General features: G+C 70.8%; 9 protein-coding genes and 1 tRNA gene. 6 read left to right on the top strand and 4 right to left on the bottom strand.

The annotated features are described in order from the left end of the window. The first annotated feature begins 27 nt into the window (after positions 1-27). The gene (gene glmS / locus CUT83_RS05360; protein WP_101254691.1) at positions 28-1854 is read left to right on the top strand and encodes a glutamine--fructose-6-phosphate transaminase (isomerizing); all 1827 of its coding nucleotides are present in this window, start codon (positions 28-30) and stop codon (positions 1852-1854) included. Between the two features lie 238 nt (positions 1855-2092). On the opposite strand, the gene CUT83_RS05355 is transcribed toward glmS, so the two are convergent. Beyond that, the gene (locus CUT83_RS05355; protein WP_093849957.1) at positions 2093-2614 is read right to left on the bottom strand and encodes a universal stress protein; all 522 of its coding nucleotides are present in this window, start codon (positions 2612-2614) and stop codon (positions 2093-2095) included. 719 nt (positions 2615-3333) lie between these two features. Between CUT83_RS05355 and CUT83_RS05350 the strand changes: the two genes are divergently transcribed. The 3 genes from CUT83_RS05350 (at position 3334) to CUT83_RS05340 (ending at position 5459) form a co-directional block, all read left to right on the top strand. Then, positions 3334-4626 (top strand): helix-turn-helix domain-containing protein, encoded by a 1293-nt coding sequence (locus tag CUT83_RS05350; protein WP_101254690.1) that lies wholly within the window; start codon positions 3334-3336, stop codon positions 4624-4626. A 10-nt stretch (positions 4627-4636) separates the two neighbouring features. Then, positions 4637-5242 carry an oligoribonuclease gene (orn, locus tag CUT83_RS05345; RefSeq protein WP_101254689.1) on the top strand — a complete coding sequence of 202 codons (606 nt, stop codon included), beginning with the start codon at positions 4637-4639 and terminating at the stop codon, positions 5240-5242. 144 nt (positions 5243-5386) lie between these two features. Continuing rightward, a tRNA-His gene (locus CUT83_RS05340) sits at positions 5387-5459 on the top strand. Positions 5460-5569: 110 nt separating this feature from the next. Here CUT83_RS05340 and CUT83_RS05335 read toward each other — a convergent pair. Both CUT83_RS05335 and CUT83_RS05330 read right to left on the bottom strand, forming a co-directional pair. Then, on the bottom strand, positions 5570-6166 hold the full coding sequence (locus tag CUT83_RS05335; protein ID WP_101254688.1) for a M23 family metallopeptidase: 597 nt from the start codon (positions 6164-6166) through the stop codon (positions 5570-5572). A gap of 592 nt (positions 6167-6758) precedes the next feature. Then, entirely contained in the window at positions 6759-9719 is a 2961-nt protein-coding gene (locus CUT83_RS05330) for a glycoside hydrolase family 48 protein (RefSeq protein ID WP_101254687.1), read from the bottom strand. A 614-nt stretch (positions 9720-10333) separates the two neighbouring features. On the opposite strand from CUT83_RS05330, the gene CUT83_RS05325 reads away from it, so the two are divergent. After that, positions 10334-12133, top strand: coding sequence for a glycoside hydrolase family 6 protein (locus tag CUT83_RS05325; protein WP_101254686.1), 1800 nt, complete (start codon positions 10334-10336; stop codon positions 12131-12133). A 153-nt stretch (positions 12134-12286) separates the two neighbouring features. Here the strand turns inward: CUT83_RS05325 and CUT83_RS05320 are convergent, their stop codons facing one another. Then, complete coding sequence (locus tag CUT83_RS05320; RefSeq protein WP_101254685.1) at positions 12287-13324, bottom strand: LacI family DNA-binding transcriptional regulator; 1038 nt, start codon at positions 13322-13324, stop codon at positions 12287-12289. Positions 13325-13663: 339 nt separating this feature from the next. Between CUT83_RS05320 and CUT83_RS05315 the strand changes: the two genes are divergently transcribed. Beyond that, positions 13664-14947, top strand: a complete 1284-nt coding sequence (locus tag CUT83_RS05315; protein ID WP_101254755.1) for an ABC transporter substrate-binding protein — start codon at positions 13664-13666, stop codon at positions 14945-14947. Position 14948 lies beyond the last annotated feature (1 nt).

The raw sequence follows: 14948 nt of genomic DNA, 5'->3' as shown, positions 1-14948 counted from the left end.
AACCTTCCGAGAAACCGAGGACCCCGTATGTGCGGAATCGTGGGATACATCGGCGGGCGCGAGGCCGCCCCGCTCCTGCTGGAGGGCCTCCAGCGCCTGGAGTACCGGGGCTACGACTCCGCCGGCATCGCCGTCCACGGCAGCGGCACCGGCCGGGCCGCGGGTCTGCGCACGGTCAAGGCCAAGGGCCGCGTACGCGAGCTGGAGTCGCGCCTGCCCGAGCGCTTCGCGGGCACCACCGGCATCGCCCACACCCGCTGGGCCACCCACGGCGCCCCCAGCGACGAGAACGCCCACCCGCACCGGGACGCCTCCGGCCGGGTGGCCGTCGTCCACAACGGCATCGTCGACAACGCCGAGGAGCTGCGCGCGAGGCTGGCCTCCGAGGGCGTGGAGTTCGCCTCCGAGACCGACACCGAGGTCCTCGCCCACCTCGTCGGCCGCTCGCAGGCCCCGACGCTGGAGGAGCGGGTCCGCGAGGCGCTGCGCCACATCGAGGGCACCTACGGCATCGCCGTCCTGCACGCCGACTTCCCCGACCGCATCGTCGTGGCCCGCAACGGCTCCCCGGTGGTGCTCGGCATCGGCGAGCACGAGATGTTCGTCGCCTCCGACGTGGCCGCCCTGGTCTCCCACACCCGCCAGGTGGTCACCCTGGAGGACGGCGAGATGGCCACCGTCAAGGCCGATGACTACCGCACCTGCACCACCGAGGGCAGCCGCACCTCCGCCGTCCCCACGACGGTGGAGTGGGAGGCGCAGTCGTACGACATGGGCGGCCACGACACCTATATGCACAAGGAGATCTGCGAGCAGCCCGACGCCGTGGACCGGGTGCTGCGCGGCCGGATCGACGACCGCTTCGCCACCGTCCGCCTCGACGGCCTCAACCTCGACGCCCGCGAGGCGCGCGGGGTGCGCCGGGTGAAGATCCTCGGCTGCGGCTCGGCGTACCACGCGGGCCTGATCGGCGCCCAGCTGATCGAGGAGCTGGCCCGGGTGCCCGCCGACGCCGAGCCCGCCAGCGAGTTCCGCTACCGCAACCCGGTGGTGGACCCCGACACCCTCTACATCGCCGTCAGCCAGTCCGGGGAGACCTACGACACCCTGGCCGCCGTCCAGGAGCTGCGGCGCAAGGGCGCGCGGGTGCTGGGCGTGGTCAACGTCGTCGGCTCGGCCATCGCCCGCGAGACCGACGGCGGCGTGTACGTGCACGCCGGGCCGGAGGTGTGCGTGGTGTCCACCAAGTGCTTCACCAACACCGCCGTCGCCTTCGCGCTGCTCGCCCTCCACCTCGGCCGCATCCGCGACCTGTCGGTGGCCGACGGCCGGCGGATCATCGACGGTCTGCGCAGGCTGCCCGGCCAGATCGCCGAGATCCTGGAGAAGGAGGGGGAGATCGCGAGGCTGGCGCAGGAGTACGCGGACGCGAGGTCGATGATGTTCGTCGGCCGGGTGCGCGGCTACCCGGTGGCGCGCGAGGCGTCCCTGAAGCTCAAGGAGGTCTCCTACATCCACGCCGAGGCGTACCCGGCCTCCGAGCTCAAGCACGGCCCGCTGGCCCTGATCGAGCCCGCCGTGCCGACCGTGGCGGTGCTGCCCGAGGACGAGCTGCTGGAGAAGAACCGCGCCACGCTGGAGGAGGTGCGGGCCCGCGGCGGCCGCATCCTGGCCGTGGCGCACTCCGGGCAGGAGAAGGCCGGGCACACGATCGTGGTGCCGCGCAACGAGGTGGAGCTGGATCCGATCCTGCTGGGCGTCCCGCTCCAGCTCCTCGCCTACCACACGGCCCTGGCCCTGGGGCGCGACATCGACAAGCCCCGCAACCTGGCGAAGTCCGTGACGGTGGAGTAGGCGGCGGAGCGGGCGGTCCCCCCGTGCGTGCCACCGGGCGCACGAGGGGACCGCCTCCCTGCGCCGGCGTCGCCCATCACGCCGGCGGTGGGCCACCGGCGTGGGACCGTCACTTCCCGCGCGGCGGCACGATGCTGTCTGTATGCCCGTCACAAGCGCGCAATCCACCTCCGGGCAAGGAGGAATTCACCGACTCGCCTCCACCTGGGGCGAGTTGGGGAAAACGGCGGGGCGGCCGCTACGGGATGACGACGACCGGGCGCCGCGCGCGGCGGGCGAGGCGGCCCGCGACCGAGCCGAAGAACCGGCCGACGAGGCCGTGCGTGGAGCCCACGACGATGGCGTCGGCCTCGTACTCACAGCCGACCTCCTCCAGCTCGTGGCAGATGTCGCCGCCGCGCTCGACGAGGATCCAGGGGACCTCGGACAGATGGTCCGCGCAGGCCAGCTCCAGACCCAGCACCTCGGTGCGGTGGTCGGGGACGTCGACGAAGACCGGCGGCTCGCAGCCCGCCCACACGGTCGTCGGAAGCCGGTTGGCGACATGGACGATGATCAGCCCGGAGTCGGAGCGCCTCGCCATGCCGATGGCGTAGGCCAGGGCCCGCTCACTGGAGACCGAGCCGTCGAATCCCACCACGACCCCGTGCCGGAACGCCGGATCGCAGGAGTGGCGCGTCTCGTCCGCCGCCCGGGGTGTCGCCTCCGGATCGGCGAGCCGCTTGCGGTCCGCGGGGTCGGGGATCTCGTGTCCAGCCATCGGTTACGTCACGTGTGCCTAGGAATACGTCCTGGAAGCATGTTCCTCAGCCCATACCCCTGAGGGTACGACGGCACTCCCCCCTTGCCCAGAGGCTGCGGTCACTGCCGGTGCAGCATGCCGGAGCGGAAAGCGTTGCGCAATGCCGACGCGGCCCCCCGCGCCGTCTCCGTGCCGCCCCGGTGCCTCTCCGTGACCGCCCGGGGCCACCCGTGACTGCCCGTGACCGCCCGTGACCGCCCGGCGCCCGCGGCGGGGCGGGGTGGGGCGGGACCGCCGCGGCCGTACCGGAACAGGGGCGCACAGGGGCGCACGGGAGCAGAAGACACCGCCTTTGATCCGCCCCGGTGCGCGGCGCACACCCCCGGGACCCCGGTCGCCGCTTTCTGGACCCCCGCGCTTTTCGGCCAACTTCCAGCCGTGGTACACAACTTGCCAGAGGCTGACCCCGCACCGCCCACCAGGGCGGGGAGAATCGAGGCGAACAAGTGCACCCCGCGGACGGACGGCCACGGAGCAAGGCGTTCTTCCCAGGGGCGCCGACGAGTGGAACGCTTCGTGATCGAACGCTTCACGCCAAGTTGTCATGTCGACATAGCGGCGAGTGGTGAACTTGTCCCGTCAGCCTCGACAGACACAGTAGATTCGATCTTGGCTAACCACGGCGGGGGAAACGTGCAGGACCGGAAGGACGCGACGACTGAGGGGGGCTTAGTTCCATGAGCCAGGAGCCACCGCACGGCCCTGGGACGACGCGCAAGCTGGCCGCGCGCCGCCGCCGCGAGATCGTCGCCGTACTGCTCTTCGGCGGCGGCCCGATCTTCGAGAGCTCCATCCCGCTGTCCGTCTTCGGCATCGACCGGCAGGACGCCGGCGTTCCCCGCTACCGCCTTCTGGTGTGCGCGGGCGAAGAGGGACCCCTGCGTACCACGGGAGGCCTGGAGTTGACCGCTCCGTACGGCCTGGAGGCGCTCTCCCGGGCGGGCACGATCGTCGTGCCCGCCTGGCGTTCCATCACCCAGCCGCCACCCTCCGCGGCCCTCGACGCCCTGCGGCGGGCGCACGAGGAGGGGGCGCGGATCATAGGCCTGTGCACGGGTGCGTTCGTGCTCGCCGCGGCGGGGCTGCTCGACGGCCGCCCCGCGACGACGCACTGGATGTACGCGCCGACACTGGCCAAGCGGTACCCGGCCGTCCACGTCGACCCGCGCGAGCTGTTCGTGGACGACGGGGACATCCTCACCTCCGCCGGCACGGCGGCGGGTATCGACCTGTGCCTGCACGTGGTGCGCACCGACCACGGCGCCGAGGCGGCGGGAGCCCTGGCCCGCCGCCTCGTCGTACCGCCCCGGCGCGGCAACGGCGGTCAGGAGCGCTACCTGGACAGGTCTTTACCCGAGGAGATCGGCACCGACCCGCTCGCCGAGGTCGTGGCCTGGGCCCTGGAACACCTCCATGAGCAGTTCGACGTGGAGACGCTCGCCGCGCGGGCCTACATGAGCCGGCGGACCTTCGACCGCCGGTTCCGCTCGCTGACCGGCAGCGCACCGCTGCAGTGGCTGATCACCCAGCGGGTGCTCCAGGCACAGCGGCTGCTGGAGACCTCCGACTACTCGGTCGACGAGGTCGCCGGACGCTGCGGCTTCCGCTCGCCGGTCGCGCTGCGCGGCCACTTCCGGCGGCAGCTCGGCGCCTCCCCGGCGGCGTACCGGGCGGCCTACCGGGCGCGCACCGGCAGACCGGAGGGCGGCGGGGAGCGCGCCTCCGAGGCACGCGCCGACCAGGTCTCGGCCGAGCCCACCGCGCACGGCGCGGCCCACTCCGTGCGCGCGGAGAGAGGAGAGAGAGCGGACAGGGGGGAAAGAGGGGACAAGGGGGAACGGGGAAGCCGGGGAGAGCACGCCGACCGGACGGAGCGTGGCACACGGGGCGAAAACGGCAAACCGGAATCCGACACCTACACCCCCCGCCTGCCCTCCCAGCGGGGCCGTACACCGGGCCGGGCCCCGTAGGCTGGAGCGCATGAACGATCGCATGGTGTGGATCGACTGCGAGATGACCGGGCTCTCGCTGTCAGAAGACGCTCTCGTCGAGGTGGCCGCGCTGGTCACCGACTCGGAGCTGAACGTGCTCGGTGACGGGGTGGACATCGTGATCCGTCCGCCCGCCGAGGCGCTGGACACCATGCCCGACGTCGTCCGCGAGATGCACACCGCCTCCGGTCTTCTCGACGAACTGGCCGGGGGCACCACGCTGGAGGACGCCGAACAGCGGGTCCTGGAGTACATCAGGAAGTACGTCCCCGAGCCCGGACGGGCCCCGCTGTGCGGAAACTCCGTCGGGACCGACCGCGGCTTCCTGATGCGCGACATGCCGACGCTGGAGGACTACCTCCACTACCGGATCGTCGACGTCTCCTCGGTCAAGGAACTGGCCCGGCGCTGGTATCCGAAGGCGTACTACAACAGCCCGGAGAAGAGCGGCAACCACCGGGCGCTGGCGGACATCAGGGAGTCCATCGCGGAACTGCGCTACTACCGCGAGGCGGTCTTCGTCCCCGGCCCCGGCCCGGACTCGGAGACGGCGCGGAGGATCGCGGCCCGGCACGTGCTGCCGGCCGCGGGCTGAGGCGCCCCGGCGCTCCCCGCGGGCCGCCCGGTCGCTCCTCCCGGGGCCGCTCGGTGCCACACGGGACAATGGTGCGCGGGCAGGGTCCACGACCCTGTACACTCTTATCGGCCGGTGCGGAAAGCACCACGAGCGCCGGTCATGGTGGGTATAGCTCAGCTGGTAGAGCACCTGGTTGTGGTCCAGGATGTCGCGGGTTCGAGTCCCGTTACTCACCCTGAACGATCAAGGCCCGGTCTGCGGAAGCAGGCCGGGCCTTCGTCGTCCGCCGGGCCGCGGGAACACGACGGGAACACGACCGGCCCACGCACCGGGGCGTGGCGGGGGTCACAGCAACCGCACTCCGCGCCGGGCGAGATAGGCGACGGGGTCGACGTCCGAGCCGTAGCCGCGTTTGCTGCGCACCTCGAAGTGGAGGTGGGGGCCGGTGACCCGGCCCGTGGCCCCCGAGCTGCCCACCGGGCTGCCCGCCTTCACCCGCTCCCCGCCGTTCACCGAGATCCGCGACAGATGGGCGTAGAGGGCGTAGTAGCCGTCGTCCATCCTGACCGTCACCGCCTTCCCGTAGGCGCCGGCCTCGCCGGCGAAGACCACGGAGCCGGCGCCGATCGCGTAGACGGGGGTGCCGACGGGCATCGCGAAGTCGATGCCCGTGTGATGGCCCGCCTGCCAGTTCCCGGGGATGCCGTAGGCGGCCGAGACCCGGTAGTCCCCCATCACCGGCCGGGACCAGCGACCCGAAACCGTCTCCTGCCCGGCCGAGAAGGCCACCGGGGCGGCGTCGCCGCCCGGCCGCCCTCCCCCGGCTCCCCCTGTCCTTCCCGCCAGGAACGGGACGCTTCCCAGTGCCGCCAGTGCCGCACCGCGCAGCACCAGTCCGCGCCGGTCCGGCGTCCACTGCCGACGTCCACCCTGTCCAGCCATCGCTTCGACCTCCCATTCGGCGGTGCCATAGATGTGAGGACACGTCAGCCGGAGCCTTCTCGCATCTTCACGACCGCGCCCGGGGCCGCCGAACGGCGTAGCACCGTCCGGGTCCGGGCGCGTGAACCCGCCTGCCCACGGGCCCGGTTGCGGTCCCGGACGGCCCGTCGGGCGACAATCCCCGTACAGGTGAATGGACTAAACCACCCGGCAGGCGCCACCGTCGGCCGCCTGTCTGGCACACGGTCACCTCCCGGTTCCGCCGGGCCGGGAGGGGCGTGAGGCGGTGAGAGACGGCGAAGGGGGCGGCGAAGGGGGCGGCGAAGGGCCGCGGGAAGCACCGAAAGCGGCCGCGGCCGTCCCGGGTGCCGGCACCGGGTGCGATCCCGGGTGCCGGCACGGGACGGCCGCGGCCATCGGGTGGTGCGGCCGGGCGGTGGAGAGGCGGGGACGGACGGACCACCGCTCCGGCTCGTCACCGGCCGGCGGCACCGCTCGTACCGGTGCCGCCGGTGGTACGGGTTGGAAGCCCCCCGGTGCGGCCGCCGTCGACCAGACCGGACCGGGGGGCCGGCTTCACCCTCCTCGGCCGCTACTCGTCGCCGAAGAGGTCCGCGTAGGTGGCCAGGGCGAGAGCGGCGTCCGCCTGGGCCCAGAAGCGGTGGTAGGTGAACGTCGGCGCCTCGCCGCCGTTCAGGTAGCTCTCCACCTTGTTGAACTGCGGATCGTCCCTGTAGAAGGAGCGGATCGACAGGAAGGTGGAGTCGGAGTCGATCCTGTCGCCGTTGGGCATGGTGCCGGTCCAGCCCTCGGGGACGTACACCGGGTTCTCGAACCGCTCGAAGTCGGTCCGGGTCTCCTCCACCGCGATGCCCATGGCGTCCTGGTGGTGGTCCCACATGGCGTCCATCAGCGCCTTGGCGGTGCTCCTGGCCTCCTCGTCGCCGGACTTGGCGGCGTAGTACATCAGGGTCTTGGCCAGGGCCGCGGTGACGCCGACGTCGGTGGAGTAGTCGCTGACCGTCACGTGCAGGTCCGAGTTGTCACCGGGGTTGTCGGGGTCCCAGGTGTCGGGCTTGCCCGACCACTGGAGCGTCGACGGGATCTGGTAGTTGCCGTCGGGGTTGACGGTCACCTCGGACAGGACCCACGGGACCCACTTGTCCAGGACCTCCCCGGCCGTGGCGTTGCCGGTCTCGTGGTAGAGCTCGGCGACGCGCTCCATCGACCAGGCCTGCATGCCGAACCACTGGTTGGACGGCGGGTCGTGGTAGACGGGCTTCTCGTCGTAGAACATGCCGTAGAAGGTGGGGGTGCCGGCCGGCGGGGTGCCGTAGTCGCCCTCCCAGCTGTTGGTCGCGCCGCCCGCGATGCCGCCCTCGTCGGACTGCAGCCAGCGGTAGAACTCGACCTGGCGCTGGAGGCTCTTCTCCCAGTCCGACACCGCGGTGGAGCCCTTGGGCTTCAGCTCCGGGACGGTGGTCAGGGCGTGGGCCGTCATCGGGTTCTGGTAGCCGAAGTGGTTGTGGCTGCTGCCGATCCGCCAGGCCCAGCCGGCGCTGGTGTCGGTGGCGCCGCCCCAGGCGTAGTACCAGGACAGCAGGTAGTGCGCGCTGTCCTTGCCGGTGCCGGCGGGGCAGGAGGTGGGACCGGTGCAGTCGCCGATCTTCTTGAAGTACTTGTCGAAGAAGGCGTAGCGCAGGTAGTCGCCCATCTTCGCGGCCTTGGACAGGGTCGCGGAGATCTCGGACTTCTTCCCCTGCTCCTCGGCCCACATCTCGGCCCAGTAGGCGGCCTGGATGGCTCGGGCGTCGGCGTCGGGGGCGTTGGTGAACTTCCACTGCTCGGCGTAGCCGTCGTCGTCCATGAACAGGTCGAGGTACCCGTTCTCACCGCCGAAGGTGAAGTCGTCGCAGGTGGGCTGCGGGACGGTCTCCCACACCGACTCCTGCGAGCCGCGCTGGAAGGTGTTGATGTACGACGGCGCGTCCGACTCCGGCCCGCCCTGGCAGACGCTGCCGGGCTCGTTGCCGTAGCCGTAGACGTTGTCCACGTCCTGCAGCCAGTGCATGCCGTAGATCTCTTCGGTGCCGTAGGCGCTGCGCAGCTCGCCCGCGATCGGGTCCACGCCGACCGGGACGTTGCCGTCGATCGCCGACGGGTAGTCCTCGGGGGTCGGGTGCTCGGCCGCGTAGGTGGCCGGGCTGGAGGGGTCGTAGAAGCTGTTGGTCGGCTGGTCGTCGGCCGTGGGGATCATGTAGTCCTCCATGATCTGCCACGACTCGTTGAACGGGTCCCAGTCCTCGGTGACCTTGCCGTACATGGCCTGCAGCCAGATGAGGTAGCTGTACGCCTCGGAGGTCGTCTCGTGACCGTGGTCGGGGGCCTCGACCATCAGCGTCTCGACGGAGTGGTAGGGGATGCCCTCCGGCGAGAAGTACCCGTTGGCCGGGTCGAAGATCTTGTTGTAGAGCTCCAGGAAGCGGTCCTCGTACTCGCCCCCGTCGCCGGAGCCGGACAGCTGGGTGACCGTCACCTCGGCCGCGTCGTGGCCGGGGGCGCTGATGGTGAAGGTCGCCGCTCCGGTGCCGGTCTCGTCGGCGGCGACGGTCACTTCCTGGGGGGTGTCCCAGTTCGACGTGGTGAAGGTGAGCGAGGCGCCGTCGGCCACGGACAGGCCGGTGTTCCCGCCGGTGCGCTCCACCGTCGCGGTCACGTTCGAGGACGGCTGCTCGGAGAGCTTGACGGCGAACCGGGCGGTCTCCCCCTGGCGCACGCCGAGCTGGGCCGGGGTGACGACCACGGCGGGGCCGTCGGTCACCTCGACGCCGACGGGGGTGGACTCGCTCGACATCCCGTTGGAGTCGTGGGCGACGGCGTAGAGCGAGTAGTCGCCGGCCGGGACGTCCTCCCAGTCGAAGGAGTAGGGCGCCGTGGTGTCGGTGCCCAGCAGCTCGGTGTCGCTGTAGAACTCGACCTTCTCGATGGTGGCCCCGGACTCCGTGGCACTCGCGGTGGCCGTCAGCGGGATGGTGGCGCCCGCGGAGAAGACCGCGCCCGCTCCGGGGCTGGTCAGCGTGGCGGTGGGGGCGGAGAGGTTGCCGCCGCAGCGGGTGCCGTTGACCGAGAACGAGGTCGGGTCGGTGTTGGTGCCGCTGTAGCTGAAGTTGGCGCCGGCGGTGACGGCCGCGCCGGCGCCGATGCTCGTGCCGTAGGTCGGGTTCTGGACCGTGACGGTCCTGCCGGACTGCGACCACCGGCCGTTCCAGCCCTGCTGGAGCTGCTGGTTGCCGCTGTAGTCGTATGTCAGGGTCCAGCCCTCGATGGCCTCGGAGCCCCGGTTGGTGATGGTGACGTTCGCGGTGAAGCCGGAGCCCCAGTCGTTCTTCGTGTAGTCCACGCTGCACTGGAGGGCGGCTGCCTGGGCCGTCCCGCTCAGGGCCGAGGTCAGCCCCAGCGGGAGGGAGATCGCGACGGCTGCTGCCACCAGCAGCTTCCTGGTTCTGCCTCTGGGAGGCCTGGGCGGTACGCCCGTGACTGGTAACGCGCTCATGCGGGGGTTCTCTCCTCGCAGCTCGGGTGGGGAAGAACTGTGCCTGGACCGTGCCTGACGGGGACGTGTGGAGGAACTGAAACCAGTGGGAGCGCTCCCAAGCGTCAATGCGGACATGACACCTGTCAAGACTCCGAACAAGAAGACCCTGTCGAAGGAATTCGATTCGCCAATTACTGAACGCACTCTGGCCACAACCGGAAGTTGGCGCTACGTTCTCCTTCAACCAGTGGGAGCGCTTCCACAGTCGTGCGCCAGGGACGGCGCGTTCGACCGACCAGGAGCCGCTTCATGTACCCCCCACCACGCCCTCGGGCGTTATCCGGCACCGCGGCGCCCGCCGCGGCGCGCCTTCACGGCCACACCGGCCGGCTCGCCCCTTCACGACGCCCCCCGTCCTCCCCCGGCACCGATACCGGAGCACGCTCCGGGAGGCCGTGCCCGGAGGCGGGAGCGGAGCGGGACCTCGCTCCGTGCCGCAACGGCGGTCGTTCCCCACCGCGGCGGAAGACCCCTCCGTCCGGGACTCGCACCCGTGACACGACCGCACCCCCGATGCGGAGCTGGGCTCCGTCGTCATCCGGAGAACACCGGAAGGAAGAGGAAGAGATCGCATGACAGGCACCAGAAAACCGGCGCGCGGGCGCCGGACGGCGCTGCTCGCCGCCGGCGCGCTGATAACCGGCGCGCTCGGCGCGGGCGGCATGATGCAGGGGACCGCCGTGGCGGCACCCGTCTGCACCGTGGACTACGAGGTCACCAACGACTGGGGCAACGGTTTCACCGCCTCGGTCACCGTGACCAACAACGCCGCCTCCGCCGTGGACAACTGGAAGGTGGAGTGGGACTACGCGGGCAGCCAGCAGGCCGGATCCGGCTGGAACGCCACCCTGTCCCAGAGCGGTGCGCACGTGACCGCCACCGCTCCCACGTGGAGCTCCACCCTGTCCTCGGGCGGTTCCGCGAACTTCGGTTTCAACGGGACCTACTCCGGTTCGAACCCGGCACCCGACACGTTCACGCTGAACGGCACCACCTGCAACGTGGACGGCGGCGACCCGGGCGACCCCGACGACCCCGATGACCCGGACGACCCGGACAACCCGGATGACCCCGGTGACCCGGGCGACCCCGGTGACCCGGGCGACCCCGGTGACCCGGGCGACCGCGTCGACAACCCGTACGAGGGCGCCCAGCTCTACGTGAACCCGGACTGGTCCGAGCAGGCCGCCGAGAGCGGCGGCGAGGCGATCGCCGACGAGCCGACCGCCGTGTGGCTGGACCGCATCTCCGCCATCGAGTCGGGCTCCGCCGGCGAGAACACCATGGGTCTGCGCGACCACCTCGACACCGCCCTGGAGCAGGGCGCCGACGCGCTCCAGATGGTCACCTACAACCTGCCCGGCCGCGACTGCTCCGCACTCGCCTCCCAGGGTGAGCTCGGTCCGGACGAGATCGACCGGTACAAGAACGAGTTCATCGACCCGATCGCGGAGATCGTCGGCGACCCGAAGTACGCCGACCTGCGGATCATCAACATCGTCGAGATCGACTCGCTGCCGAACCTGATCACCAACGTGGGCAGCCGTGAGACGGCCACCGCGAACTGCGACGAGATGCTGGCCAACGGCAACTACGTCGAGGGCGTCGGCTACGCCCTGGCCACGCTCGGCCAGTTCGACAACGTCTACAACTACATCGACATCGGCCACCACGGCTGGCTCGGCTGGGACAACAACTTCACCCCCACCGCCGAACTGCTCTACGAGGCCGCCAACACCGCGGGCGCCACGGTCAACGACGTCGCCGGCTTCGCCGCCAACGTCGCCAACTACGGTGCGCTCGTCGAGCCGTACTTCAACATCGACGACTCGGTGAACGGCACCTCGGTCCGCCAGTCCGACTGGGTCGACTGGAACCGCTACGTGGACGAGCAGTCCTACGCCCAGGCCTTCCGTGACGAGGCCGTCCGGGTCGGCTTCAACTCCGACGTCGGCGTGATCATCGACACCTCCCGCAACGGCTGGGGCGGTCCGGACCGTCCCAGCGGTCCCGCGGCCAAGACCGATGTCAACTCCTACGTCGAGGGCAGCCGCATCGACGGCCGGGTCCACACCGGCAACTGGTGCAACCAGGCCGGCGCCGGCCTCGGTGAGCGGCCGCAGGCCTCGCCTGCCTCCGGTATCGACGCCTACGCGTGGATCAAGCCCCCGGGTGAGTCGGACGGCGCCAGCGAGGACATCCAGAACGACGAGGGCAAGAAGGCCGACGAGATGTGCGACCCCAACTACGGGGGCAACGTCCGCAACGGCAACAGCCCCTCCGGTGCCCTGCCCGACGCGCCGGTCTCCGGCCACTGGTTCCAGGCCCAGTTCGAGGAGCTGCTGCGCAACGCCTACCCGCCGATCGACTGATCACCGGTTGATCACCGGTTGATCACCGTACAGCGGTAGGACGGCTCGAAAGGGGGCCGGTCGGTACGCCGGCCGGCCCCTTCGCCGTGTCCGCGTGACCACCGCGTCCGCGTGGGCGCCGGGTCCGCGTGACCGGCCGGGGACCGTCGGGGGCTAGGAGGACGCGCGGCGGATCAGCTCGGTCGGCAGCACCCGGCTGGAGCGGTCGTCCCGGCCCGCCTTGCGGCCCTCGATCTGCTCCAGCAGCACCCGGGCCATCGACCGGCCCATCTGCTCCAGCGGCTGCCGCACGCTGGTCAGCGGCGGGTCCATGTGGCGGGCGACGGCCGAGTCGTCGAAGCCGACCAGGGCCACGTCCTCGGGCACCCGGCGGCCGGACTCGCGCAGCACGGCGCGGGCGCCCGCGGCCATCACGTCGGAGGCGCAGAAGACGGCGTCCAGGTCGGGCCGCCGCGACAGCAGTTCCCGCACGGCGCGGCGGCCGCCCTCCTCGGTGAAGTCGCCGACGGCCACCAGCCGCTCGTCCTCCTCCAGGCCCGCGGTGCGCAGCGCGTCGCGGTACCCCTCGAGGCGGCACTGGGCGACGTACATGTCCAGCGGCCCGGTGATGGTGGCCACCGCGCGCCGGCCGCGGCCGATCAGATGCTCCACGGCGGTCTGGGCGCCGCCGGTGTTGTCGCAGTCCACGTACGGCACCGGCTCGTCGCCGCTGCGGCGGCCGCTGAGGACGGCGGGCATCTCGATGCTTTCCAGCAGGTCGGGCAGGGGGTCGTCGGCGTGCACGGACACCAGCAGAACGCCGTCCACCCGGTGGGCGGCGACGTACTGGGCGAAGCGGTCGCGTTCCTTGGGGTTGCGGATCAGGGTCAGCAGCAGCTGCATGTCGGTGTCGGCGAGCTCGGTGCTGACGCCGCGGATGATGCCGGAGAAGTAGGGCTCGGCGAACAGTCTGGTCTCGGCCTCGGGAATGACCAGCGCGATCGCGTCGGTGCTGCCCGCGGCCAGCGCACGGGCGGCCCGGTTGGGCACGTAGCCCAGTTCGGCGATCGCCTGCTGGACGGCGGTGCGCGTCTGGTCGCTGACGTTGGCGGCGCCGTTGATCACCCGGGAGACGGTACCGCGGCCCACCCCCGCGTAGGCGGCGACCTGCTCCAGAGTGGGCCGCTGGCCCCGCCTTCCGCTCACTGTCATGACCGCCTCCCCAAGGTGTACGGGCTCACCTGCACAGGACCGGTCGGTCCCCTGCACCAGTATCGATCAGCCACCGAAGCTAACAGCCGGATAACTGCGCCGGGTCAGTGTGTCCATTCCCTTGACACCCGCGCCAGGGAACCGCGACTCTTCAACCCATCACGTCTGGGAGCGCTCCCAAAGGACTTGACCCATACAGAACCCGCACGTTCCCGCCCGAGCCGCAGCACCATCCGTCACCGCGGTCCCCCACACCCTTCCACGGCCGGGAGTGAAACGTCAGGGCGCTAGGAGGACGCAGTGCGCAAGACCCGCACCACCCGCCGAGCCGTGGCCCTCATGGCCGCCGCGGCGATCGGCACGAGCCTGCTCGCCGGATGCGCGAGCGACGACGACTCGGGCGACAAGGCCGGGGGAACCGACAGCAAGGGCAAGACCGTCATCACCGTCGGCCTCTTCGGTACCTTCGGCTTCCAGGAGGCCGGGCTCTACGAGGAGTACGAGAAGCTCAACCCGAAGGTCAAGATCGAGCAGAGCGTCGTCGAGCGGAACGAGAACTACTACCCGCAGCTGCTCACCCGCCTCGCCAGCAACAGCGGCCTCGCCGACATCCAGGGCATCGAGGTGGCGAACATCGCCGAGGTCGTCCAGACCCAGGCGGACAAGTTCGCCGACCTTTCCAAGGCCGGCGGAGTCTCCAAGGACGACTACTTCGACTGGAAGTGGAACCAGGCCACCACCGCCGACGGCAAGACCATCGGCCTGGGCACCGACATCGGCCCGATGGCCATCTGCTACCGCAAGGACCACTTCAAGGCCGCCGGCCTGCCCACCGACCGCGACGAGGTCGGGAAGCTGTGGGAGGGCGACTGGCAGAAGTACCTCGACACCGGCAAGAAGTTCATGGACAGCGCCCCCAAGGGCGTCAAGTGGGTCGACTCCGCCAGCGGCCTGTACAACGCGGCCATCTCCTCCAGCGCCACCCGCTACTACGACGAGCAGGGCGAGGTCGTCTACAAGACCAACCCCGACGTCAAGGAGGCCTGGGACGTCGCCGCGGAGGCCGCCTCCGAGGACATGACCGACAAGCACGAGCTGTTCACGGACTCGTGGAACAAGGCCATGAACAACGGCACCTTCGCCACGCTCTCCTGCCCCGCCTGGATGCTCGGCTACATCCAGGACAAGGGCGGCGACAAGGCCGAGGGCAAGTGGGACGTCGCTCCCGCGCCCAAGGCCGGCAACTGGGGCGGTTCCTTCCTCGGGGTGCCCGAGAGCAGCAAGAACAAGGAGGAGGCGATCAAGCTCGCCGCCTGGCTGACCGCCCCCACCCAGCAGGCCAAGCTCTTCGCCGAGCGCGGCAGCTTCCCCAGCGCCCCGAAGTCGTACGAGACCCCCGAGGTCGCCGAGGCCACGCACGAGTACTTCTCGGACGCCCCCATCGGTGAGATCTTCTCCAAGGCGGCCGAGGGCATCCCGACCCAGGTGATCGGCCCGAAGGACCAGGTCATCCAGGAGAACATCACCCGCAGCGGCCTTCTGCAGATGGAGCGCAGCGGTCTGTCCTCCGACAAGGCCTGGGAAGAGGCCACCAAGGCAGTCGACAACGCCCTGGACGAGTGAT

It is taken from the genome of Streptomyces barkulensis (assembly GCF_002843305.1).
Classification (GTDB): Bacteria; Actinomycetota; Actinomycetes; order Streptomycetales; family Streptomycetaceae; genus Streptomyces; species Streptomyces barkulensis.
This window is presented reverse-complemented; position numbering and strand designations above follow the sequence as displayed.

What these genes read in the sequence shown, in the direction of transcription:
- CUT83_RS05315 (WP_101254755.1), top strand. Translation starts at nt 13,664, where the DNA reads ATGGCCGCCGCGGCGATCGGCACGAGCCTGCTCGCCGGATGCGCGAGC.
- CUT83_RS05320 (WP_101254685.1), bottom strand. Translation starts at nt 13,324, where the DNA reads ATGACAGTGAGCGGAAGGCGGGGCCAGCGGCCCACTCTGGAGCAGGTC.
- CUT83_RS05350 (WP_101254690.1), top strand. Translation starts at nt 3,334, where the DNA reads ATGAGCCAGGAGCCACCGCACGGCCCTGGGACGACGCGCAAGCTGGCC.
- CUT83_RS05355 (WP_093849957.1), bottom strand. Translation starts at nt 2,614, where the DNA reads ATGGCTGGACACGAGATCCCCGACCCCGCGGACCGCAAGCGGCTCGCC.
- CUT83_RS05335 (WP_101254688.1), bottom strand. Translation starts at nt 6,166, where the DNA reads ATGGCTGGACAGGGTGGACGTCGGCAGTGGACGCCGGACCGGCGCGGA.
- glmS (WP_101254691.1), top strand. Translation starts at nt 28, where the DNA reads ATGTGCGGAATCGTGGGATACATCGGCGGGCGCGAGGCCGCCCCGCTC.
- CUT83_RS05330 (WP_101254687.1), bottom strand. Translation starts at nt 9,719, where the DNA reads ATGAGCGCGTTACCAGTCACGGGCGTACCGCCCAGGCCTCCCAGAGGC.
- CUT83_RS05325 (WP_101254686.1), top strand. Translation starts at nt 10,334, where the DNA reads ATGACAGGCACCAGAAAACCGGCGCGCGGGCGCCGGACGGCGCTGCTC.
- orn (WP_101254689.1), top strand. Translation starts at nt 4,637, where the DNA reads ATGAACGATCGCATGGTGTGGATCGACTGCGAGATGACCGGGCTCTCG.